The sequence below is a fragment of the Yersinia sp. 2545 StPb PI genome, assembly GCF_052217125.1.
GTDB classification, from domain to species: domain Bacteria; phylum Pseudomonadota; class Gammaproteobacteria; order Enterobacterales; family Enterobacteriaceae; genus Yersinia; species Yersinia enterocolitica_E.
Map to the genome: position 1 here is coordinate 3,638,095 of NZ_JAZGPY010000001.1, position 25,357 is coordinate 3,663,451.

Sequence of the window (25,357 nt, forward strand, 5' to 3'; positions counted from 1 at the left end):
ACCAGTTAATCATGCCATGTTTTAAGAAATACACGCCATATGATTTGTATTATTTGTAGCCAGTCGTTAACAATTTACCGCCAATCTGGTGACGAATACTCAGGAGAGGTTGATCATTTTACGCACAGAAATGATGCAAGATTGCATAGGCAAAAAACGACGACTGAAACACCTTAATCAGTAAAACCTAACGCTTTTCGGGTGTGAATCAGTATCTCGGGAGGCAGGGGGAGATAACCGTCATGGGTGACCCTCTTTTGCCCCTCAGGTGATAGAACCCGCTCAAGGAACGCCGCAGTCAATGGCTCCAGTGGCTGGCCCGGAGCTTTATTGATATAAATATACAGATAACGTGATAAAGGGTAGCGACCATCTTTAACATTCTCAGGAGTTGGCATCACAAAATCTTGCCCCACCGCCGCCAGTGACAACGGTTTAACACCACTGTTACGAAAACCAATACTGGCATAGCCAATGCCATTCAATGAGCCAGCCACCGCCTGTACCACAGAGGCGGACCCAGGCAACTCATTGACATTATTTATAAAATCACCATCGCACAGTACCTTATGTTTGAAGTATCCATAGGTCCCCGAAGCTGAGTTCCGGCTATAACGTTGTAAGGAACGCGCCGCCCACGCCCCTTCCAATCCCAACTCACCAAAGCGCTGAATCTGGTGTGGCTCTCCACATCGGCGATTTTGCGAAAAAATAGCATCAAGCTGCGGTAAAGTCAGTTTGTTCAGTGGGTTATCCTGATGAACAAACACCACCAATGCATCAACTGCCACAGGAACTGCCAGTGGCGGATAGCCATAACGTTGAATAAATGCGTTGATCTCACCCGCTTTCATTGGGCGGCTCATCGGACCAAGCTGGGCGGCACCGACAGCTAACGCCGCAGGGGCAGTAGAGGAACCTGCCGCCTGAATTTGCAAATTAACACCAGGATAGTGATGATTAAAATCATCTGCCCACAAGGACATCAGATTGGCTAAGGTGTCAGAACCCACACTGGAGAGGTTGCCTGATAAGGTATTGGTGGCAGGCACGGAAGCCATCGGCAAAACAGCAACCGGAGGGGAAAATACCGCTTCAGATTGCGCTAAAACGGCATGGCTAAACCATAGCATGACATGCAACAACGTCAGTTTTGCCCATTTCATCAGCTTGGTATCCATGCAGTTTTTAGGATTTGACTGCATTCTCGGCTAAAACTGCGGGAACAATCAATCGATTCGGCAAGGTAAAGATAAATCGAGTCCCCAGACCGACTTCGCTCATGACCTCTAAACGTGCATCGTGATGACTCAATGCATGTTTCACAATTGCCAGCCCTAATCCACTGCCCCCCGTTTGCCGTGATCGGGCTTTATCCACCCGATAGAACCGCTCCGTTAGCCGTGGAACATGTTCAGGACCGATTCCCGGCCCATTATCGCTGACCTGAAATTGTGCACCTTGTGGCGTTTGCTGCCAACACACCTCAATTTGGGTACCAACAGGCGTGTGATTGACGGCGTTATAAACCAGATTTGATACCGCACTGCGCAGTTGGTCTTCGTTACCAAACACTTTTAATTGGTCGTTAACCCGGAAGGTAATCTCATGTCGTCCGTTACTGAGAGCCTGAACTTCATGCTGTAACACTTTCAGCATCAACGGAATATCCACCCGCTCATTCATATCCACATTAGGTGCCGCTTCAATTCGTGATAGCGTCAAGAGCTGTTTTACCAACCCATCCATTCGCTTAGTCTGCTCTTGCATGGTCCCCAGTGCTTTATCCCGTAATGGCCCAACCAGCTCTTGGTCATTCATCATTTCCAGATAACCTTGCAACACCGTCAGTGGCGTACGCAATTCATGACTGACGTTGGCAAAGAAATTACGCCTTGCACCTTCCAACTGCCGCATCTGAGTAACATCACGGGCAACCATCAATAATTGCCCTTCTGAATAAGGCATCACACGAAATTCGACGTAATAACCATTGTTCAGTTGCAGAGTCAACGGGCGGGAGAACTCTTGTTGTTGCAGATATTGGCTGAATTCTGGGTAGCGCAATAAATTAAGGATATGTTGGCCGTTATCCTCCGGCCAACGAAACCCTAACAACTGCTGAGCTAAACCGTTACACCAGAAGATATTGCCATCAATTGTGGTAATAACTACCGCGTCAGGCAATGATTCGGCACCACTGCGGAAACGTTTGATAAGCAAAGCCAGTTCGCGCCGACGCCGACGATTTCGCAACTGCATTTGGTACAAGCCGTAAAATAAAGGCTCCCAGCTCCAGCGACCAGCAGGTGGTGTCATGCTACGGTCTAACCACAACCAGTGAGATAACTTAAGTTGATTATAGAAATTCCAAACCAGCGCCGCGACAGCTGAAATCAGCAATAGCCACGGAAGATAGCCGATGAAGGCACCCAGGAGTAATGCAGGCAGACAAAAAAGAGCCAGCTCGAGAGCCAGCGTTTTCCATGATAAGCGTTCTAACACAACGAATTCTCCGGCACTGAAAACTCAGTAGCGCGTTGAGAAACGGTATCCAGTTCCCCGGACAGTTTGTACCATTCTGTCATGACCATCAATTTCAAGCGCCTTGCGTAGCCGACGAATATGCACGTCAACCGTACGATCTTCTACATAAACGTTAGTGCCCCAAACATAATTAAGCAACTGTTCACGGCTGTAAACGCGCTCCGGGTGGGTCATAAAGAAGTGCAATAACTTAAACTCGGTCGGCCCCATATCCAGCGCTTGCTCATTGGCCATAACTCGATGTGAGGAAGGATCAAGGCTTAGCCCTTGCATTTCAATAACTTCCTCAACAGCCATCGGCGATATTCGGCGCATCACTGCTTTAATACGCGCAACCAGCTCCTTCGGCGAAAACGGCTTGGTAATATAGTCATCTGCGCCCACTTCCAAACCGCGCACCCTATCCTCTTCTTCGCCACGGGCCGTCAGCATCATCACCGGAATATCTCTGGTCAACGCTTCACGTTTCATATGTTTAATGAACTGAATACCCGAGCCGCCAGGTAACATCCAGTCCAACAACACTAAATCAGGGAAAGGCTCCGACAGACGAGTTACTGCGCTGTCATAATCTTCGGCTTCTAATGGTTGGTAACCATTCTGTTCCAACACAAAGCACACCATCTCACGGATTGGCGCTTCATCTTCCACCACAAGTATGCGTCTTGCCATCATCAACCCTGCCAGTATGTTAGTGGTCACTATTTGATTTCGGGAGCCATTATGCGTCAGTTTTGTGACATTTTTATGAAAAACATCACGCTTCTACTAGCAATAAGCATAGTGATAAATTTCATGATAATTGCAAAACACAGCAGTCAAGTTTGCGAGACGTCTCGGAGATTTTCCTCCTAGCCTTTTTTTAGCCGCGACATCCGGCGGGCAGCGTTTATAATCAGCGCCATTATCTTTGACTGATAACCTGCCGTGCGGGAGATTTATGCGCATTATTCATACCTCTGATTGGCATTTAGGCCAGCATTTCTTCACTAAAAGCCGCGCTGCTGAGCATCAGGCATTTCTGCACTGGCTCATTAATCAGATCGAAGAAAATCAGGTAGATGCGCTAATTGTAGCAGGTGATATCTTTGATACTGGCTCCCCGCCCAGTTACGCCCGTGAGCTATATAACCGTTTCGTGGTTGAGCTCCAACCCACTGGCTGTCAGTTAGTGGTATTGGGGGGTAATCACGATTCTGTGTCAACACTGAATGAATCACGGGGTTTGCTCTCTTATCTCAATACCACCGTTATTTCGTGCGCCAACAGCAATCTCGATCAACAAATCATTATTCTAAAAGACCGCCAACATCAACCTGCGGCTCTGCTGTGTGCGATCCCGTTTTTACGGCCAAGGGACTTAGTCACCAGTCAGGCGGGTGAATCTGGAGGGCAAAAACAACTGGCTTTACAAGAAGCGATCGCGGGCCACTACCAGGCACTGTATCAGCGGGCGGTTGAATTGCGTACCGAACTGGGTTTGCTACTGCCCATTATTGCCACCGGGCACCTGACTACCGTTGGCGTCACCACGACAGACTCGGTTCGCGATATCTATATTGGTACATTGGATGCTTTCCCCGCGCAGGCATTTCCACCAGCAGATTACATTGCTTTAGGCCATATTCATCGCGCCCAGCAAGTGGCTAAAACTGAACATATCCGTTATAGCGGCTCCCCCATTGCTCTCAGTTTTGATGAATTGAGCAAGGAGAAAAGCGTCTATCTGGTGGAATTCCACCAACAGGCACTGGCATCAGTTACCCCTCTCTTCATCCCACAATTTCAGCCAATGCAATTAATTAAAGGGGATTTAGCGCAAATAGAGCAGCAACTGGCTCAATTCTCTGAGCATCAAGGCTTACCCGTATGGCTAGATATAGAAGTTGCCACCCAAGACTATCTTACTGATATCCAACGCCGTATTCAGGCTCTGACCACAGAGCTACCGGTTGAAATTGTATTGTTACGTCGCAGTAAAGAACAACGTAACAACAGTATCGAGCGGCAGGAAAAAGAGACACTCAATGAGCTGAGTGTTACCGATGTGTTTGAACGCAGGCTGGCGCTGGAGCCAGACTTAGCCGAGCCGCGCCAACAGCGGATGCGTCAAATGTTCAATCAGGTGGTTGATGACATCACGCAAGATAAAGATGCCGCACAGGAGCAGCCTGCATGAGGATTTTAAGCTTACGTCTAAAAAACATTAATTCTCTGCAAGGGGAGTGGAAGATAGATTTCACCGCCGAACCTTTTGCCAGCAACGGTTTATTCGCTATCACTGGCCCGACAGGCGCAGGTAAAACCACACTGCTGGATGCCATATGCCTTGCGCTATACCACCAAACACCACGTTTGACTGTCACGCCCAGCCAAAATGAGCTAATGACACGCCACACAGCGGAGTCACTAGCCGAAGTTGAGTTTGAAGTAAAAGGCATCTGCTATCGTGCATTCTGGAGCCAGCGGCGGGCAAAAAACAGCCCGAAAGGCAATCTGCAAGCCCCTAAAGTTGAGTTGGCGCTATGCGACAGCGGTAAAATCCTGGCCGATAAAGTGCGTGATAAGTTGGAGATGGTTGCAGCGATCACCGGCCTGGATTTTGGCCGTTTCACTAAATCAATGATGTTATCGCAAGGGCAGTTTGCTGCTTTTCTCAATGCCGATGCCAATGACCGTGCCGAATTATTGGAAGAGCTAACGGGGACTGATATCTACGGGCGGCTATCTGAATATGTCTTTGAGCAACATAAACAGGCCAAGGCCAATCTGGATGCTTTACATCAACGTGCCAGTGGTATTGAACTGCTCAATGAAGAACAGCGCTTGGCATTAACGCAACAAATCGATGATCTCCACCAACAAGAAAAGCAGCTTGTTTCAGCACAATCAGCGAGTCAAAACCAAATAAACTGGTTAACCGGCTGGCAAAGACAGCAACAGAATCTACAAGAATATCAGCAGCAGCAAACAATTATTGAACAAGAATATCAGCAGGCACAACCTGAATTACACCGGCTGGCCCGTAGTGAACCGGCTGAGAAGTTGCGCCCTTTACTGCGTGACTGCTCACTCAGCCAACAGGATGCACAACAGACACAACTGCGTATCACCGCGCTGACCCAACAGCAGCAACAGCTTCAGAGCCAACTAACCCCCCTGGCTCAAGCTCTGGAACAAGCCAATACCGCACGCCAACAACAGGCGGCCAAGCAGCATGAACAAGAAACACTGATTGAGCAAAAAGTGGTACCGCTGGATAACCTTATCGCGCAACAACAGCACTCATTAGCGCAATTTGCCACTCAATTGCAGCAATTGCGCGGCAAAGAACAACAAGGTAGACAGCAACTTGAGTTAAATGAGCAGCAGTTGCTAAAGACGCATCAGCGCCTGCAACAATTAGCTGAATATGCACAGCAATATCCCCACCATCAACACTGGGTAAAGTACCTACCGTTATGGCGCGAACAGTTCCGCCAATTGCACATACAGCACCAGCAGTCAGTGGCTAACGAGCAGCAATTACAGCAGCAAGCCTTATTACTGAGCAGCTTGCAACAGCAAGCGACCACATTAAATGAGCAGGATAAACAGCAACAGGCCGTATTAGTACACGCGGCCTCGCAAGCAGGTAGCATCCAGCAGCAATTAGCAGCATTCGAGCAGCAACAGCCCGCAACACAATTGCGCCAACAACTTGACGAGTTGCAGCAACAGCGACCGGCCCGGCAACAACTCGCCACATTATCGCCTTTAGCACAACAAGTTCAGGCACAGCACGATAAACAACAGCAACAATTCACCAGCCAACAGCAGCAATTAAAACAGCTTGAACAGCAGTTAGAAGAAAAACGTCAGCGCTACAAACATCAAAAACAACATCATGCTGATCTGGAAGCCTTGTGGGAACGCGAAAATCAGATAGTCAGACTGGAAGCGGAAAGAGCCAAACTCCAACCGGGAGATGCCTGCCCACTATGTGGCGCATTGGATCACCCCGCTATCACTGAGTATCAGGCGGTAAAACCGTCGGAAACAGCCGAACGCCTCGAGAAACTGCGCCGTCAGGTTGAACAACTCGCCACTGAAGGCTCAGAATTAAGCGCACAAAAAAACAGTATGCAGCAACAGCAGCAGCATCTAGAGCAAGAGTTACAGCACAGCCGCCAGCAATTGGCCGATTATCAACAGCGCTGGCAGCTGCTGGCGCAACCTCTGGCGTTGACATTTGCATTACATGAACATGCAGCATTAATGGATTGGCTGGAACAGCAGGAACAATCAGAGCAACACTGCCAGCGGAAATTGGCTGAATATGAGCGGCTAAACCAGCAATACCAACAAGCTAAAGATGCTCTGGCTCAAGCAGAACAACAGCAGCAAAAACACTTGCAACAACTGGCATTAATCACTCAGCGCCAGCAAGATACTCAGCAAGCCCAACAGAAACTGCAGTTACAGCATCAACGCCAGCAAGATGATTTAGCTCAGATGCGCCAAGACTTCAATAATAGTTTGGCTGATTTATCATTATCAGTACCAGCAGCAGACCAGCAGCAGAGTTGGCTGACTCTGCGGGAAGAGGAACACCAGCGTTGGCAGCAGAATCAGCAAGAACAACAACAGTTGGTTCTGGGGCAAAAAACACTGGAAACGCGGATTGAAGAAGAGCGTCGCCATTTACAAGAGTGCATTGACCAGTTATCGGCGCTCACCCAACAACACCAACAGGCTGAAACCCTATTACAACAACAGAGTCAGCAACGTCAGGCACTGTTTGGTGATATCAGTACTACTGAGGCTCGTCAGGTGTTGCGCCAACAACAACAGCAAGCTGAGTTGATACAACAGAATGCGGCAGAAATCCTGCAACAGACTCAGTCCCAGCTAAACCGATTAACGGGGGAGCTGGCGGGCTTAGAGCAACAATATCAGCATAATCAGCAGCGCGCTGCCACCGCTCAAGCTCAATTACAGCAAGCACTGGCGATCAGCGAGTTCGAGGACGAAGCCGCCTTAAACGCCGCACTGCTGGATGAAGAGGAAAGGCAACGTTTGCAGCAATTAAAACAGCAATTGAGCGAACGACAACAACAAGTCAACATCCGCCAGCAACATGCCAGTGAAGCGCTGGAGCAACTATTACAGCAGTGTCCGGCGGGTGTCGATAAAGCATCTGAATTGGTAGTATTGCAACAGCAATCAGAGCAATTGTTGATGCAACTAAAGGCCAATACATTACGGCAAGGCGAGTTACGCAATCAGTTAGAAAGCGACACAGCGCGCCGTAGTAACCAGCATGCACTGTTTGAGCAAATTGAGCACAGTCAGCAGCAATATGAAGATTGGAGCTATCTCAATTATTTAATTGGTTCCAAAGAGGGTGATAAATTCCGCAAATTTGCTCAGGGTCTGACACTCGATCATCTGGTCTATCTGGCAAACAACCAGCTCAGCCGCTTACATGGCCGCTATTTGTTACAACGCAAAACCAGCGATGCATTAGAGCTGCAAGTTGTGGATACCTGGCAGGCGGATGCAATACGAGATACCCGCACCTTGTCTGGGGGCGAAAGCTTTTTAGTCAGTTTGGCGCTTGCTCTGGCGCTGTCGGATCTGGTCAGCCATAAAACCAGCATTGACTCTCTGTTTCTTGATGAAGGCTTTGGTACGCTCGATGCTGAAACACTGGATACTGCGCTGGATGCTCTGGATAGCCTGAATGCGTCGGGCAAAACCATTGGAGTCATCAGCCATGTTGAAGCAATGAAAGACCGGATTCCAGTGCAGATTAAAGTGAAGAAAGTCAACGGACTGGGCGTTAGCCGCTTAGACAGTATCTTCCAGGTCAAGTAGGTATAGCAAAACCGCATATTAACCAGCGTCATTAGCAGCAAACGAGCTACAAATCGGTCGGGAACCGATTTGAACAGCATTTATGCTAGCCCGCAGGGTGAGCCTCAAGGATGAGGCTCATTAATCCCGATGAGCTTACACAAGTAAGTGATTCGGGTGCGCGAGAGCCGCTAACAACGCTGTAGTGTCAAAGACAAAAAGTATTACCCAAAAGCATTGGCATTACAGCTAGGCAGCAAACGAGTAAGTCCCGATGAGCTTACACAAGTAAGTGATTCGGGTGCGCGAGAGCCGCTAACAACGCTGTCGTGTCAAGGACAAAGAGTATTACCCAAAAGCATTGGCATTACAGCTAGGCAGCAAACGAGTAAGTCCCGATGAGCTTACACAAGTAAGTGATTCGGGTGCGCGAGAGCTGCTAACAACGCTGTCGTGTCAAGGACAAAGAGTATTACCCAAAAGCATTGGCATTACAGCTAGGCAGCAAACGAGTAAGTCCCGATGAGCTTACACAAGTAAGTGATTCGGGTGCGCGAGAGCTGCTAACAATGCTGTCGTGTCAAGGACAAAGAGTATTACCCAAAAGCATTGGCATTACAGCTAGGCAGCAAACGAGTAAGCCCCGATGAGCTTACACAAGTAAGTGATTCGGGTGCGCGAGAGCCGCTAACAACGCTGTAGTGTCAAGGATGCTGGGTAATAGCAGGCCACAACCAAGCGGCCCCACGCACACCACTAGAATCGCCATGAAGTGCTTTACGCACCGGGGTCTGGCACTCACCACCAAATACCCATGGGCTGATTAGCGCGGGCAAGGTTGCATATAGCCGCTCAACATTGCTCATGCCACCTCCTAATACCACCACATCTGGGTCAAACAGGTTAATGACATGGGCTAACGACTTGGCAAAGCGTTGTTCATAATGACTCATTGCTTGCTCTGCGATGGCATCCCCTTGTGCTACTAAGGCGATAATTTCGTGGCCTTTAAGCTGCTTGCCACTCATACGAAAATAATCTGTCGCAAAGCCGGTGCCGGAGACAAAAGTCTCAATACACCCTTTTTTACCGCAATAGCAGGCTACTTCCTGTTGATATTGCCGCTCTTCATCATTTTGCCACGGTAAAGGGTTATGGCCCCATTCACCCGCAATACCATTGCCGCCGGCATGTACCCGGCCATCAATAGCAATACCAGAGCCACAGCCGGTACCAATAATGGCCGCAAATACCAGATGTTTCCCCGCCCCCGCACCATCGGTAGCCTCTGATACCGCCAAACAGTTAGCATCATTTGCCAATCGCACTGGGCGGGAGAGTAGTTCTGATAAATCCTTATCTACCATCTGACCATTCAGCCACACTGAATTGGCATTTTTTACTTTGCCTGTAAACGGAGAGAGAGTCCCTGGGATACCCACCCCCACACTCCCCTGCTGGCCCGTCGCCTGCTCCGCATCTGCAACTAACGTTGCAATCGCCTGCAAGGTATTTTGATAATCGTGGCGGGGTGTATCAACCCGTTTACGAAATAACTCCTGCCCGTCGTTGGCCAATGCGATGACCTCTATTTTGGTGCCACCCAGATCTATACCAATGCGCATAGCGCTTTACCTCATTGACAGGAAAATTCATTGTTGGTGATAACCGATTTTATCAAAAAATAAGGCCCTGCTTGCCAAAAACGTGACGACAATAAAAATCTTCTTCTTTCAGTTTGGACAATACACCCCAGTGACACAATCTTTGTCGCCCGCTATTTTGCATTCTGTCGTGTTTGAATCCCTGTGGATTAAAATAGCGCTCAGCCGATGAGCGGTTGGCTCTGTTTTTTTCTTATTCTTTTTACTAGGGGCCGAGGCGTCAATTCGTTATCATGCCGCCCTGCGTTTGATTAACTCGCGCGCTCCAGGCGCGCCCGAGCCAGGGATAACACTATGTTGTGGTTTAAGAATTTAATGGTTTACCGTTTGAGCCGGGAAGTTTCACTATCTGCGGATGAAATGGAGAAACAGTTAAGCGCCCTCAGTTTCACGCCGTGTGGCAGTCAGGATATGGCAAAAACGGGCTGGGTATCACCGATGGGGTCGCATAGCGATGCATTAACCCATACGGTTAATGGCCAGATTGTCATTTGTGCCCGCAAAGAAGAGAAAATCTTGCCATCACCAGTGATTAAGCAAGAGTTGCAAGCCAAAATTGAGCGCCTGGAAGGTGAACAGCATCGTAAACTGAAAAAAACTGAAAAAGACGCATTAAAAGATGAAGTTTTGCACAGTTTATTGCCACGCGCATTCAGTCGCTTTAACCAAACCTTTTTGTGGATTGATACCGTCAACGATCTGATTATGGTTGATGCTGCCAGCGCTAAACGGGCTGAAGACACCTTGGCATTGTTGCGTAAAAGTCTGGGTTCCTTGCCGGTGGTACCACTGACCTTAGAAAACCCTATCGAGCTGACGTTAACCGAGTGGGTGCGTAGTAAAGAATTGCCCGCCGGATTTGCGCTGATGGATGAAGCTGAGTTGAAAGCCATTCTGGAAGACGGCGGCGTGATCCGTTGCAAGAAGCAGGATCTATTCAGTGATGAAATCGCAGTACATATTGAAGCGGGCAAGCTGGTCACTAAACTGGCACTGGATTGGCAGGAACGCGTTCAATTGGTTCTGTCCGATGATGGCTCACTTAAGCGTCTGAAATTCGCTGACACGCTGCGTGAACAGAATGATGATATTGATCGGGATGATTTTGCGCAGCGCTTCGATGCCGATTTTATTCTGATGACCAGTGAACTGGCCGCCTTAATTAAAAATCTGATTGAAGCCTTGGGTGGCGAGGCTCAGCACTAACTTAGGTGCATAACACAGCTTAAGCTGATATCGCCCTTTCGCGATGAGAGGGCGAGTATCTGAATTCTTTAGCTCAAATATTTACACAGATACGAAGATGCTTCAGCAACTTGCAGGTTAAACTCACTTTCCCCTGGAATGTAGAAGGTTTCACCTGGCTTAAACACTTCCCAGCCAGCCGAACCAGGAATCAGTACTTTTAAGCAGCCGGTGATCACCGTCATTTCTTCCGCTTTAGCCGTACTGAAGGTGTACTCTCCCTTTTCCATCACCCCAACGCTAGCTTGCCCAATGCTGTCACTGTCAAAACCAATAGATTTCACTTTCCCGGTAAAATACTCATTAAATTTCAGCATAGTTTTGTACCCGCGTCTTAATCAAGATTGAGCTTTCATATTAGGGTTTCTATAAACGCTCTGTCACTGATTATTATGGCGAAATGGGATCATCGCCGGATTCACTCCCGAAGTTGTGGATAAAGCGTACAATTTAGCGGCAAATAGCCCTATTGGGGCCGGTAAATAGCTGCCATATGGTTGAAAATTAGCCATAGCAAACACCTTCACAGTTGTCGTGAAGGTTCATTTATCGAAATAAGAGTGGTATTAGAGGTTGCGTAAGATGTACAGCGCCAGCGAGGTTTCAAAAATCACAATCAATATTGACCAGAACGCTGGCATAAAATTGGTGTGTTGGTGAATAAAGGATTTGAAGGTTTTCATCGGCCCGCCTTGATCGGCCTTGCCTTAAGGGGCATTTATCAACGCAAACGATTTACGCTGAAATGATTACGTAGGTGATAATTGTACGCTTCGTATAATTATCAGGCAATCAGGTGGGCTAATTATTCATCGGATAAATTACGCTTACTTTCCCAGCTACTTTACGGTTTCATCAGTCAGAAACTGCAAAATTTGTTCAACAACATCTTGCGGCGCTTGAGTCGCATCCAGCACATAGTGGGCAACCTCTTGATACAGAGCTTCCCGGCTAGCCAGCACATCCTGCATTTCCTCTACGATCGGTTTACCTGTAAGACTTGGTCGCTGGGCATCTTCCGGGGCTTCGGCTAATCGTTCAGCCAACACATTCGCTGATGCGCGTAAATAGATAACCTGCCCATGCTTACGCATAAAAGTACGATTCTCAAGAGCGAGCACCGCACCGCCACCGGTTGCAACAACAGTTTTAGGCGCAGTGACAGCCTGTAGAGCCATACTTTCCCGCTGGCGGAAACCCTCCCAGCCTTCGCGAGCAACCACTTCAGCAACACTCAACTGTGAGGTTTGCCGCATAAACAGATCAGTATCTATAAAACGATATCCCAACGCCTGTGCCAACGCCTTCCCTACCGTTGTCTTACCCGCACCGCGCGCGCCTACCATGAAGATAGTCTGTGTCATTACTTGAAAGTCCTTTCGCATCAACTTCTGAGGATAAATTCTCGGCATCAAAAAACTGGCCACTATTGTCGACCAGCTAAATAGTATTAACACTCAGCTCTACACTGTAGATGCGAATCATACCGATAATTAAAGGTAGTGCAAACTTTACAGCATCGTAAAATTAACGATACACCATTAGCCATTCTACTTTACTGCCAACCGCCCAAGATTACCCCTGCTGCGGTGGCAATCAATCTGGTTGGCAATAGACAAATTAGGTTTGAAGGATCCACTGTAAGCGTCATAAAGAGAAACTTTCGGTGTCAGCTTATAGACCACACCGGTACGAGGGACCAATTGACTATCAGAGCTATCGGGATTGATGACGAAAGGCCGCCCTTTACCGGCGAAAGCATCAAACTGATCGAAACGTAAACCTGCCAGTACAACCTACTTATCTATCAGCTCAATTGAATTGGGAAGGCATTTGGATGAGAGCGAAAAGTCGCTGAAAGTCACACTCAAGCGTGTATTTGATCAATACGATTGGGCTTTTTACCTGATAATCCTCTGGCAAACCAGAGGCTATTGCACAGGTAATATGAGGTGACTATCAAGGTTAGACCATTAACGGGGCTGACAAATATACACCAATGCAGGAGGGAAATTACGTACCACGCGTATCTTTTTCCACGTGAAATAACGAGATAACAGTGGCTCGGAAAGGTGGCTGTATTGAAATAAGACTAACACTCCGCTGTTAGCGCGTAAGCGCTGCTGAGTTTGCTGCAATATTCTAATACTGATTTTGGTTGGGATCGAGAGTAATGGCAAACAACAAAATACCACATCGTAATTCTGATCCAACTGTTCGGCTGAACGATCAGCTACCTGCAAACGTAAATCTTTAATCTGGTGTAATGCATGAACAAAGTGTGGCTGAATCTCGTAGGCCTGTAAGTGAGACTTTGCTGACATATGTGACAAAATACGCTTTGTCAGCACACCATCAGCAGCCCCTAATTCAGCAATATTAAGGTTTTGGGTCCAATCTACCTGATTCAACATCGCCTGACATAACCAAGGCGAAGAAGGAGCTAACGTACCAACGGTACGTGGTGAGGCAATAAAGCGCTGTAAATAGGAAAACTGACTTTTAAAATTACGCCGGACAGTGTTTAGCATAGCCTCTCCTCGGAAACCCGAATGGACCACAATAACACCTTATATTTATTAAGAGCGCATTAAGATTGCTCTAAGAGTTAATTATTTTTAGCAGATAAATTGATAGTACCGATGGGTAATAATGAAATGTACAGTCTTAGGTTAACAATGACCCATTATTGTTAACCTATTTTTAGAGTCTGATTAAAAAAATATTGCCATATCAATATAGTATCTAAATATTTCACTCACACTAACTTAGGCTTAGAACATTAACGATAAATCTCGGCACTGGCGTTGTAATGGCTGGAATCACCAGGGTTACTGATACCAATGACCCGATAGTGGCTGGCACCATCAGCGCTCGCTTTGGTATTCAATGCTGATTCCACATCCATGGGTGAACCGCTAACATTAGAAAGAGAAATCACCCCCATACTTTGCAATTTAGTGGCTTGTTCTGAGCTAATTTCTTGCGCGGCCAGAGTGGCGAATGAGGTGGTAGTAATAAGTGCAGCGATGATAACAGGTAATAGTTTCATAATATGCTCCAACTGACGGGTTATATGTAACGTCTTGCTGAGGTTAATTATGGGCGGACCAACGCAAGGTGACGTAATGCAATGTAAAGAAGCTCAATCATTGTGAGAGTAATAAGGAGAAAATAAATTAATTTGTGTCATTAGAAAAATAAATCACAAATATTTATGGGAAATCGTCGATGCATTAACACCGCCGCCTGCTGGTAGACCCTATATATTGCAAGATGCAGGCGGCTTGAAAGGTGACGGGTATCAGTCACGCTTTGCTACAATCATCATAATATCACTGGTAAATGAACCATCAGTTTGGATCTCATAATGCTTGATTACACCATCAGATGCTGATTTTTGTAACTCACGGATCGCGATAGCAAAATGCTGTGGAGTACGCATTCTGGCAATCCAACTACTGAACTCCAAATAGAGTCTATCGGAGGTGACTTCATTTATCACTAACCCGGCATCGGTCACTAGTGCCAGCCATTCGCCGGGAGAGTAATTTCGCACATGTGAGGTATCACGTAACACCTCCACGGTCTGTAAATAAATATCCAGCAGCGGATGACCGGGGGAAACTACATCCATAAAGATTATCTTTCCGCCGGGGCGTAATACACGTTTAACTTCTCGTAACGCTTGGCCGACATCATGCCAATGATGGGCAGAATAACGGCTGATAACAATATCAAAACTCTGATCATTAAACGGCAATGACTCTGCTAATCCTTGCTGTACTTCAATATTAGTCAGTTCTTTATCTGTTGCCGCCTGACTGACCACTTGCAACATTTGCGCTGAAAGATCATAAGAAACTACAGATTTCACCACTGCCGCAGCGGTAAAACTGGCATGTCCGGCACCACATCCAAGGTCAAGTAAACGGGCATCGCCATCAGATTGCAATAGTGTAGCCAGACGCTGTAAATCTTTACCTTGAGCGTGAACCGCACTGGTCAGATAAGCATTGGCTTGATCGCCAAATTGCCGCTCAACGGCATCTTTATGGCTATTCTGCATGGTCATTACATCCCCTTTTATGGTTTAACCTTCTGATTTAATTTATGTATCCTATTTCCTACAAAACGTTACTATGTTTATCTCAAACTAAATCTACTATATACACAAAGCTATTGGAGTTGTAGGCAGACCGCAAGTAAACGCATCTCCATAAGCTTATTCAGGGGTGAGAGCGCCGCTAACCCCCTTAGCACTTCAAATACCAAGGGAATATTATGGTCACACTCAGAGCAATGCATACCGAAGAGCTAAACGACTATCGGAATCTCTTTATTAGTGAGTATGCGCAAGATTTATCATCCAATAGTGGTTATAGCATCGAGCAAGCATTGGATCATGCAACGCAAATTTTTGATGGTTACTTACCAGAGGGTGTTAATACTCCCGGTGACCGTCTGTATTGCATCGAAAATAAGGATGGCGAGAGCGATAATAATGCACTGGTGGGCTATTTATGGTACGGCCAGGCTAACAATGATAGCGCAGCTTTTATTAAAGATTTCTATGTTCTGCCGCAACATCAGCGTAAAGGCTATGGTTCTGCGTGTTTACAGGAATTAGAAAATATACTGGTCGCTCAGGGCATATTTGAGATAAAACTGCGGGTCGCTGCGGATAATCCACAAGCGAAAAGATTGTATGAGCAAATGGCATTTGTAGTAACAGGATTTAATATGTCCAAATCACTGGCAAGAAAACCATAGGGATAAACAGGCGACTACAAGGCGAAAGACAATAAGCAGATAGCGCTTGCATCACTGCAAACGAAAAATAAAAGCCGGAACATCGGACTAACGGTTCATCAGATGGTGGCCTGCGTTAAACTGCTTTATCGTCGCCCATCTGTTGCAGTTGGTTTTTGTAAGATTTCACTTTTTGGCGTTTCTTCATCCAAATGGAAAACGATACAACAAAAATCCCGCCCGCCAGTGTTAACACACCTAACTCATGCTGATAAAACAGCATTATAATGAAATAGATGGCAGAAATGATTGCCACCCATTTAGCCGAATGACCAATAGAGCTTTTCTCATCAGTCAGACGGCGGATACTCTCTTCTTCGCTAATTCCCATGCGCAACCTCCTTAGTGACAAGTGTATAATATTGGGGCAGTTGCATGATAATTCAACATATTTTTCAGTTTTTATTTTGTTCAGTCAAGATAGTGCTAATTGACTACCCCGACTGAATCGATATTGGTTATAAAATAATAATCAGTTCGTATTCGCCACCATCCAGAGCAACTCGTACCCCGTCGGATTGATAGGCGAGTGCCAAACCATTCAATGTCGCCGAACTAATCCCCTGACAGCGCTGGGCCGGACTTTCAACACGAATAACATAGCGCGTGTTAGCCAGATTAACCGTCGCCTCAAATCCCGGCCAACTGGCGGGTATGCAAGGATTAATCACCAGTTCCCCGCCTTCACGCCGGATCCCCAGAATACCTTCCATACCCGCGCGCTGCATCCAGCCCGCAGAACCGGTATACCACGTCCAGCCACCGCGCCCAACATGAGGTGCGACTGAATAGACATCGGCTGCGACCACATAGGGTTCGACTTTGTAACGCGCAATCCCCGCAGGGGTATTGCCATGATTTATCGGATTGAGCAATGCAAACAGGTTGCGGGCCTTATCCCCCTCACCTAATTCAGCAAAGGCTAAAATCACCCACATGGCAGCATGGCTATATTGCCCCCCGTTTTCCCGTAAACCAGGCGGATAGCCTTTGATATAACCAGGATCATCTGGCGTTTTGTCAAAAGGCGGAGTGAATAGCAGTGCCATCCCATCATCGGGACGAATAAGATGTTGTTCCAGTGAAGCCATTGCTTGTACGGCTCGTAGTGGGTCGGCGGCCCCCGATAGCACCGCCCACGACTGGGCAATAGAGTCAATACGGCACTCGTTGCACGCTTTAGATCCCAGCCAACTGCCATTATCAAAGGTTGCACGGCGATACCAGTCGCCATCCCATGCTTCCCGCTCTAATGCCTCGATTAAACCACTGAGATGTTCCTGCCACTGCCTGGCCCGTCGAGGGTCACGCTCGCTCGCTAACGGAATGAGCATTTTCAGCGTTGCCACCAGCAACCAACCCAACCAAACACTCTCCCCTTTTCCCCCTTCACCGACTCTATTCATGCCATCATTCCAGTCACCGGTCCCCATCAGCGGTAAACCAAGCTCTCCGGTCAATTCAATGCATTGATCCAACCCTTTGGCACAATGTTCAAACAGTGAGGCGCTTTCCTGTGCCACCAGTGGCTGGAAGAAAGCATCGTGTTCGCCTGGGTGCAATATCGGCCCTTCGAGGTACGGTACTGTTTCATCCAGCACACCGCTATCACCGCTTGCAAGAATATACGTGGCGGTGGCAAAAGAGAGCCAAACCCGGTCATCAGAGATGCGAGTTCGCACCCCCTGCCCGGAGTGAGGCAACCACCAGTGCTGTACATCACCTTCGATAAATTGTCGCCCGGCGGCGCGCAATAGGTGATGTCGCGTCGTATCCGGTTGAACAAAGGTTAGCGCCATGCCGTCTTGTAATTGATCGCGGAAACCATAAGCGCCACTGGCCTGATAAAATGCCGACCTTGCCCAAACACGGCATGCCAGCGTTTGATAAAGCAGCCAGCCGTTGAGCATGATATCCATCTGCCGATCCGGCGTTTTCACTTGGATAGCCTTCAGCAAGGTACGCCAGTAATCGGTGACGTCACTCAACACCGCATCCAGATTTGCCGTACGGTAACGGGTAATTAAAGCTTGTGCCTCACTCACTGAAGCACACTGGCCGATAAACCACACCACCTCGACCTGTTCACCCACCGCCAGTTCAATCGTTTGTTGCAGCGCACTACAGGGATCAAACCCGGCACCGGTCGTACCGGAAAGCGGTATTATTGCCGATAGGGCTAACGGTGCAGAGCTGTCTCGATAATGTCCGAGGAACTCGCTACGATCGGCGGTCCAGCTAGTTTGCTGTCCATTTAAGTCAGCGAAGGAAACTCTGCCGGGGAAGGCGGTGCTCCAGGGATTTCGCGCCAACATGGCACCGGTTGGTTCATCCATTTCGGTAATAATAAATGGCCCGGTCGCCCCGCGAGAAGTCGCCAGTACCCATTCGGCATAGGCGGTCACCGAGATACGCCGTGGTTTATCCGACATATTGCGCAATGTCAGACGGGATATCTTGATAGGATCCGCCAGCGGCACAAATTGCAGCAGCGTCATGCCAATACCATTAGCCTGATGCTCAAACCGACTATAGCCATGACCGTGGCGAGCGATATAGGTGCCACCATCGCGGATCGGCTGTGCCGTAGGACTCCAGAGCAGCCCAGAGTCTTCATCGCGCAGATACAGGCATTCGCCAGACGAATCGATAACGGGATCATTGAGCCACGGCGTTATCTGGTTTTCTCGGCTATTTTCAGCCCAGGTATAGCCACTACCGGTAGCCGAAACCTGAAAACCGAAGGTCTGATTGGAAATCACATTCACCCAGGGCGCGGGGGTATTTTCCCCATCATTCAGGCAAGTTATATATTCCTGCCCTTGCAAGCCAAACCCTCCCAGACCATTAAAGAACTCCAGATTTTCAGGTAAGGGTAATAAGGTTGCCGTCGGCAAGTTAACCGGTTTGACCAGTGAGAAACTGACTTTCTTATCTGCTGTTAATAACTTTTTATCCTGTGCTAACAGGCGCTTATCTGATGTGAATAACTTTTTATCCGATGCGAACAGCTTTTTATCTGAAGGAACAATTTTCTTGTCCAGAGTGAATAACAGATGGTTGAGTTGATTACCCAATGTGCCATAACGGGCTGATAACACCACCCGAGCAACCGAACGGAGTAGCGATCGAGTCTCTGCACTCATCAGATCAGCACGCAAGGCATAGGCCGAACCTTGTCGTAGCTGATCACCCAAGTGTGGCCGTGACTGGCTACTGCGCACTGCGGTTTCTATAGCGATTTGCAAATCTTGTACATAAGAAGACGCCCGTTCATTGATGATAACCAGATCAACCGCCAAACGTTTCATGCGCCAGTATTCATGTGCGCGCAGTAATTGCCGCACCTGATCAATGTCTTCGATATCATCAATACGCAGCAGAACTATCGGCAAATCACCCGATATGGATTGAGTCCATAATGCTGATTGGGCCCCTGCACCACGTATGATAGTTGTCGATGGCGAACGGAAGCGGGCATCGGCATACAAAATAGGCGCGGCCAGTTGCTGAAAATCTGCCGCCTCCTCAGCTTTAATCTCCAAATGGCGTAACTGCACCTGAGCCTGGGTCCAAGCCAATGTTTTAGCACGATCATACGCACTGCGGTCCCGGTGTTTATCCACCATATCCAGCAAAGCTTCTTTCGATGAAGCAATCAGTGTCCAGAAGGAAACCGTAACCGTCTTGCCCGCCGGTACCAGCAAGCTCTGGCGCAGTGAGAATATCGGATCCAGCACTGTACCCACGGTATTTGACAGTGCCACTCCCACTTGCATGGCAGCCGAGCTAATAACCCGGTTACCGCGACCAATAAACTTGGCCCGATCCGATTCATATTGCAGCTCACTCATCGGCAGGCCATCAGCAACCAAGAAATGCGCCGCCCAGACTTGCGGTTCTTGTGCTGTTCTGGGCCGCCGCGTCGCAATTAATGCACCCAATTCCGCCAGATATTCAGTAACCACAAACATTTTGGCGAATGCCGGATGCGCACTGTCTGCTGCGGCCGCAGTGAGTACCACTTCAGCATAAGAGGTCAGTTCAATCTCCCGCGCACGGCGACCCGTGTTAAGTAACGAGATCCGCCGTACTTCACCATCATCTTCACTGGAGATAAGCACATCCATGGTGCTGGTCAGCGTACCGTCGCGGCAGATAAATTCGGCATGATCCTCACTGAAAATCACCTCACGATGGGAATTATCACTGGCGGCCAGTTGCGCCCCGGCAGACCAACTGCGGCCACTGCGCAAATCACGCAGGAAAATAAAGGAGCCGTAATCATCACAAGTAGTATCTTCCCGCCAGCGAGTGACCGCGACATCCAGCCATCGGCTGTAGCCAGCCCCCGCGCTGGTCAGCATCACAGCATAACGGCCATTGGATAACAGGTGAGTCACGGGTGCTCCAATAACCGGTGAGGACAAGCGGCGAATGGTTGGTAATGCACTGTCTGCCACCGCTGAAAGCAACACCTCCTCGGTCCGAGGATAAGCAATCGCCACATTGCGAGGCATCCGCTCCTGCAACAGTAATTCGCAAGCCTGAATCATTGGCTCATGGTGAAAACGGTTGCGCATCCGTCCTTGCTGTAAGGTATTGGCAATAGCAACAATGGTCATTCCCTGATGGTGCGCCATATAGTTGCGTACAATTACCACCTGCTGATGTTCCGGCAAGCGCGAGCGGGTGAAATCCAGTGCTTCATAGTAACCATAGCGGCCTAACGCACCCATCTCCGCCAGTTTTTCATAGTTTTGCAGCGCACCGTGTGGATCAATCATAGCTGCCAGCCCGGTAGCATAAGGCGCGATTACGGTATTTTCTGATAAACCACGTTTTAACCCCAACCCAGGGACACCAAAGTTAGAATATTGATAAGTAAACTCGATATCACGTGCACTGTACGCCGACTCAGAAATGCCCCACGGGATATTCAAGCTGCGGCCATAAGCCTGTTGCCGTTCAACCACCAGTTGATTCGTTTGTTCCAGCAAGCTGCCCGCCGGCGCACGCATCACCAGTGAGGGCATCAGGTATTCGAACATCGAGCCAGACCATGAAATCAGCGCAGCCCCTTTACCAATCGGGGTCGCCGCTCGCCCCAGACGGAACCAATGACGGGTCGGTACATCGCCTTTGGCGATAGCAAATAGACTGGCAAGGCGAGCCTCTGAGGCCAGTAAGTCGTAGCAACTCGGATCAAGGCTGTTATCCACCAACGAATAACCGATGGATAATAATTTACGCTCGGGATCAAGCAGGAAAGCAAAATCCATCGCCAGCGCCATATGGCGGGATTCAGCAGCCAATTTCAACAACCGATCATTAACTTGCTCCTGCATCTCCTGCGTGAGTTGCTGGTCATATTCATGTTCAGCGGCCGCCAAAATCAGTACTTCAATCCAATAACTCAAATCAATAAATGCATTATCATCAATAGAGCGTGCGACACCATGCACCATCGCTGAGGCTTTGACCAATAACGGTTTTAACGACAGCGGTAACATTTCAGTGTCACCGACTCCCTTTAAATCCATACGGATTTGTTCTAAAACTGCCCACAGCTTACGTTTAAAATCAGCATCACCCGCGGGTAACGCGTTAAAGGATATCTCGGCCAACAACAGGTTATCCATCAACCCCTTAGCGCCGTTAGTCGCCAGCGGTTCTGCCGCCCACTCTTCACAGGTATTGGCCAGCACAATCAAATGCCCGGCCAGGTTGCCACTGTCGACCGAAGAAACATAAGCCGGTTCCAGCGCCCGTAGATCCTGCGTGCCATACCAGTTAAAGAAATGCCCGCGGAAACGCGCCAGTTTATGAAAGGTTTCAAAAGTTGCTTCCAGCCGCATCAAGGTGCGATAGGTACCCGCCCAACCAAAATCGCGAGCAGCCACAGTCGAGAGTAAATACAATCCCATATTGGTCGGTGAAGTGCGGTGTGCCACCACAGGTTTTGGATCTTCCTGAAAGTTATCAGGCGGCAGCATGTTTTCATCAGGCGTAACAAAGGTTTCAAAGAAGCGCCAAGTGCGCCGGGCGGTCAGACGCAACTCGGGGATATCTTCCGCCGTTATCGGTTTATGTTGTGCTACCTGATGGGAACGACTGACCCACAACGCGATGGCCGGAGCGAAAAACCATATAATGGCAAAGGGTAAAATCAGTGGCCAGGCCAAGGGCGAAACCATCAATGCAATGGCGGCCATCAGCAAACCTAATAGCGTTCCACCCGCCATATGGCGATAAAAACCGGCGACACCGGGGTGGGGTTTACCGGCAGATTGTGCGGCGGTGGTCCACTCCAGTAAATTACGATGGGTAATAAATAGGCGAATTAGCGTGCGGCCAATAGCATCAACCATCTGCCAGGCGTGGTCAGCCAGGAAAATCAATGACAACAACGTCTGACTGCCTGCTCGTTTAGTATCATCGAGTAAAGAACGTAAATGGTTACTCAGCCGAGTATTCTGAGCCGGCCATAATGAGAACAAAATGGGTAGAAAAGAGGGGAACGCGATCAGCAAGATGACTACCAGCACCCCAACCCACGCAGCAGGCATGGGTAGCATCCAACTGCAACCCAGCAACATTAGCGCAAAGGGAGCAACCAGTGAGCGGCGCAAGTTATCCACCATTTTCCAACGGCCCAGCAATGGAACATTTTTGCTGTCTTTGTCGTTCCTGACCACCCAACGCAATAATTGCCAGTCACCCCGCGTCCAGCGATGCTGACGCTTGGTAATTACGTCATAGCGGGCGGGTGACTCTTCCACCACTTCAATATCCGAAGCCAATCCGGCACGGGCAAAAATCCCCTCAAACAGATCATGGCTGAGTAAGGCATTTTCTGGCACCCTGCCGGCCAGCGAGGCTTCAAACGCATCAACATCATAAATACCTTTGCCGGTATAAGAGCCTTCGCCAAACATATCCTGATAAACATCTGAAACTGCGGCAGCGTAAGGGTCCATCCCCCCAGGACCAGAAAATACCCGTTGGTATAACGATCCACCTTTGCCCATCGGCAATGCCAGCGTCACACGCGGCTGAAGGATGCCATAACCATCGATGACCCGCTGCTGGTCTGCACTAAAGCGTGGTTGGTTCAGCGGATGCGCCATTTTGCCAATCAAGCGCAGGGCAGCATCGCGCGGCAGTCGGGTATCGGCATCCAGCGTAATGACATAACGCACATCGGTTGGCACCTGTGGTTCACCGGCGGCGGTGGCAATAAATGAGGTGTCCGTCGCCCCCCGTAACAGGCGGTTAAGTTCATGCAACTTGCCCCGTTTACGCTCCCAGCCCATCCAACGGTTTTCACTTTCATTAAACCTTCGCTGACGGTACAACAGCAGAAAGCGCGGCCCGGCAGGACCGGGGCCATATCGTTGATTAAGCCGTGCAATAGCCTCATCGGCTAATAGCAGTAGTGGACCATCACTCGGTATGACTTGCTGGTCTGCATCAACCCCATCCAACAACAGAGCAAAGGTAAGAGAACCTGTAGCCCCCGATAAATGATGGACTTCTAGCTGCTCGATTTGCTCCAATAAATCGCTTTTACTGGTGAGCAACGTGGGCACCACCACCAAGGTACGCAATCCATCCGGTACGCCACTGGTTAGCTCCAATCCCGGTAAAATCGTGGCACCAAAGCTCCAGGTGATAACGCGGTTTACCAGGGCAGTTGCCACATCTGTCGCAGGGATAAATGCGATTAAGGTAAATAATACCAGCCAGCCCGTCGCCAGTCCGGGGAAAGAGAGTGCCCACAGCACCAATGCCAGTAATCCGGCAGTGACCAGGAAAATGGCCGCCATAAAACCGCCAACACCAAAGCTGACGCTCAAGCGGCTAAACCACAAACGTATTGAAGGACTGAATCTGAGTTGATTCTCTAATTCACGCCTTCCCGCCCCAATCAAGTGATAGCCTGGGTCACGGCAGCGTTCGACATTCTCTGGCTCTGCGGCCTCGGCTGAAGTCTGTGCGACTTGCAGGGCAAGAGCGGCAATTTCCAGTTCAGTGAAGGTGGAACCTCGGCATAATTGTTCGATGGCACTGCGGTACAAATTGCGGGTTTGAAAATCCATACTGGCGAAGGTGCTGCCCTGGCGTAAGCATTCATCGACCAGGCTTACACTCTCAAACAGATCAGCCCAGTCAATATCCGAGATCAACCGCATACTGGTAATAACATTTCGGACCGAAACGTTAGATGACCCCTGCCGTAGTTGAGCTCGTTGTACAACTTCACTAATCGATAGCCCTTGTAATTGAAGGCGATCTTCCAGCCAGCCCAATGCTGGCGTGGTGCGTGGGTCTTGATCACGTAACCGCTTTGCCAATTGAGATGCAAATTGCTCAGATAAAGGCTCACTGGATCGCACCGTAATATCAGACTCCAGAGCCAATCGGCTATCGCCGGCGTCCAATAAGCGATTCGCCAGCGCCTCAGCATCTGCCCGATCTTTACGACCTTGAGTTATCTGATCAGCCAGACGGCGTAAATTCTCTATCAGCACAATACGCAGCGTAATCGCCACCGCCCAGAGTTCACCAATAGTCAGCGGTTGAACACGCTGATACGCCATAATAAAACGGCATAATACATCCGGGTCCAGATGGCTGTCAGTGTGCGCCACAAAAGCCCAGGTAATGCCAAATACCCGTGGATAGCCAGCGAAGGGGCCGTCGGCCAGCTTCGGCAATTGACGGTAATAACCCGGCGGCAAATCATCACGGATCTCGCGGATCTGCTCTTCAACCAGATGATAATTATCCAACAGCCACTCAGCCGCAGGGACTACTGCGCGGCCCTTTTCCAGTTCTGCGGCACTGGCCCGATATGCTGCCAGCAGCGTATTGGCATTATCATTCAGGCGGGCATGCAGAGTAGATACCCGTGGTGGGTGGGTAGTTATCGACTGCGCTTTGGCAAGGCTCTCAGCATGCTGTTCCAATCGCTCCACACTGAATAGCTCATCCCTTACAGGTGCAGTATCATGCCAAGGGGGAGTCGCTGCGGTGGGTGATCCAAGAATAGCCTTTAGAAATAATTTCATAGGTACCTTTCTGGTCGGGTGCTCATACAGTCTGATGGCAATCTGCATAATGAAAAGTCGGGAATAGCCGTTAAAAGGCGTATCCAAACGGATTGCTCAGGTGAGCTTCCTGAGCCGTGCGAGCCGCGTGATATTGAGCAGAAAACGCCTTACAGGCAGAATGCTGTCAAAAATGCC

The 25,357-nt window shown here is 48.9% G+C and carries 16 protein-coding genes and 1 pseudogene; 4 read left to right on the top strand and 13 right to left on the bottom strand.

Annotated features, from left to right (window positions below; all coding sequences use genetic code 11):
• Nucleotides 1–173: 173 nt before the first annotated feature.
• The 3 genes from V1955_RS17115 to phoB are packed head-to-tail and all read right to left on the bottom strand — an operon-like array spanning nt 174 to nt 3,219.
• On the bottom strand, nt 174–1,166 hold the full coding sequence (locus V1955_RS17115; protein WP_372568758.1) for a PstS family phosphate ABC transporter substrate-binding protein: 993 nt from the start codon (nt 1,164–1,166) through the stop codon (nt 174–176).
• A 22-nt stretch (nt 1,167–1,188) separates the two neighbouring features.
• The gene (gene phoR / locus V1955_RS17120) at nt 1,189–2,505 is read right to left on the bottom strand and encodes a phosphate regulon sensor histidine kinase PhoR (protein WP_083160085.1); all 1,317 of its coding nucleotides are present in this window, start codon (nt 2,503–2,505) and stop codon (nt 1,189–1,191) included.
• Between the two features lie 24 nt (nt 2,506–2,529).
• The gene (phoB, locus tag V1955_RS17125; RefSeq protein WP_025377384.1) at nt 2,530–3,219 is read right to left on the bottom strand and encodes a phosphate response regulator transcription factor PhoB; all 690 of its coding nucleotides are present in this window, start codon (nt 3,217–3,219) and stop codon (nt 2,530–2,532) included.
• A 268-nt stretch (nt 3,220–3,487) separates the two neighbouring features.
• Between phoB and sbcD the strand changes: the two genes are divergently transcribed.
• Entirely contained in the window at nt 3,488–4,726 is a 1,239-nt protein-coding gene (sbcD, locus tag V1955_RS17130; RefSeq protein ID WP_083160087.1) for an exonuclease subunit SbcD, read from the top strand.
• Nucleotides 4,723–8,406, top strand: coding sequence for an AAA family ATPase (locus tag V1955_RS17135; protein WP_442821216.1), 3,684 nt, complete (start codon nt 4,723–4,725; stop codon nt 8,404–8,406). Before sbcD ends, V1955_RS17135 begins: the two co-directional genes overlap by 4 nt.
• Nucleotides 8,407–9,089: 683 nt before the next feature.
• On the opposite strand, the gene mak is transcribed toward V1955_RS17135, so the two are convergent.
• The gene (gene mak / locus V1955_RS17140) at nt 9,090–10,010 is read right to left on the bottom strand and encodes a fructokinase (protein WP_083160091.1); all 921 of its coding nucleotides are present in this window, start codon (nt 10,008–10,010) and stop codon (nt 9,090–9,092) included.
• A gap of 333 nt (nt 10,011–10,343) precedes the next feature.
• Between mak and rdgC the strand changes: the two genes are divergently transcribed.
• On the top strand, nt 10,344–11,255 hold the full coding sequence (gene rdgC, locus V1955_RS17145; protein ID WP_083160093.1) for a recombination-associated protein RdgC: 912 nt from the start codon (nt 10,344–10,346) through the stop codon (nt 11,253–11,255).
• 68 nt (nt 11,256–11,323) lie between these two features.
• Here rdgC and ppnP read toward each other — a convergent pair whose 3' ends face one another.
• From ppnP to V1955_RS17180, 7 genes and pseudogenes are all read right to left on the bottom strand, one after another.
• Entirely contained in the window at nt 11,324–11,611 is a 288-nt protein-coding gene (gene ppnP, locus V1955_RS17150) for a pyrimidine/purine nucleoside phosphorylase (protein WP_005189270.1), read from the bottom strand.
• A gap of 63 nt (nt 11,612–11,674) precedes the next feature.
• On the bottom strand, nt 11,675–11,806 hold the full coding sequence (locus V1955_RS17155) for a hypothetical protein (RefSeq protein WP_265331634.1): 132 nt from the start codon (nt 11,804–11,806) through the stop codon (nt 11,675–11,677).
• A 327-nt stretch (nt 11,807–12,133) separates the two neighbouring features.
• A complete protein-coding gene (gene aroL / locus V1955_RS17160; protein ID WP_442821217.1) occupies nt 12,134–12,658 on the bottom strand; it encodes a shikimate kinase AroL in 525 nt (174 codons plus the stop codon).
• Between the two features lie 231 nt (nt 12,659–12,889).
• Nucleotides 12,890–13,090: pseudogene (locus V1955_RS17165) on the bottom strand (TonB-dependent receptor domain-containing protein); the annotation flags it as partial.
• A 177-nt stretch (nt 13,091–13,267) separates the two neighbouring features.
• Entirely contained in the window at nt 13,268–13,825 is a 558-nt protein-coding gene (locus V1955_RS17170; protein ID WP_083160097.1) for a class I SAM-dependent methyltransferase, read from the bottom strand.
• Between the two features lie 251 nt (nt 13,826–14,076).
• Nucleotides 14,077–14,346, bottom strand: a complete 270-nt coding sequence (locus V1955_RS17175) for a YdgH/BhsA/McbA-like domain containing protein (RefSeq protein ID WP_083160099.1) — start codon at nt 14,344–14,346, stop codon at nt 14,077–14,079.
• A 252-nt stretch (nt 14,347–14,598) separates the two neighbouring features.
• A complete protein-coding gene (locus tag V1955_RS17180; protein WP_420072922.1) occupies nt 14,599–15,369 on the bottom strand; it encodes a class I SAM-dependent methyltransferase in 771 nt (256 codons plus the stop codon).
• 209 nt (nt 15,370–15,578) lie between these two features.
• Between V1955_RS17180 and V1955_RS17185 the strand changes: the two genes are divergently transcribed.
• Nucleotides 15,579–16,067 (top strand): GNAT family N-acetyltransferase, encoded by a 489-nt coding sequence (locus V1955_RS17185; protein ID WP_083160102.1) that lies wholly within the window; start codon nt 15,579–15,581, stop codon nt 16,065–16,067.
• A gap of 115 nt (nt 16,068–16,182) precedes the next feature.
• On the opposite strand, the gene V1955_RS17190 is transcribed toward V1955_RS17185, so the two are convergent.
• Nucleotides 16,183–16,437, bottom strand: coding sequence for a hypothetical protein (locus tag V1955_RS17190; RefSeq protein ID WP_083160103.1), 255 nt, complete (start codon nt 16,435–16,437; stop codon nt 16,183–16,185).
• Nucleotides 16,438–16,564: 127 nt separating this feature from the next.
• Entirely contained in the window at nt 16,565–25,180 is an 8,616-nt protein-coding gene (locus V1955_RS17195; protein ID WP_442821218.1) for a GH36-type glycosyl hydrolase domain-containing protein, read from the bottom strand.
• Between the last annotated feature and the right edge of the window lie 177 nt (nt 25,181–25,357).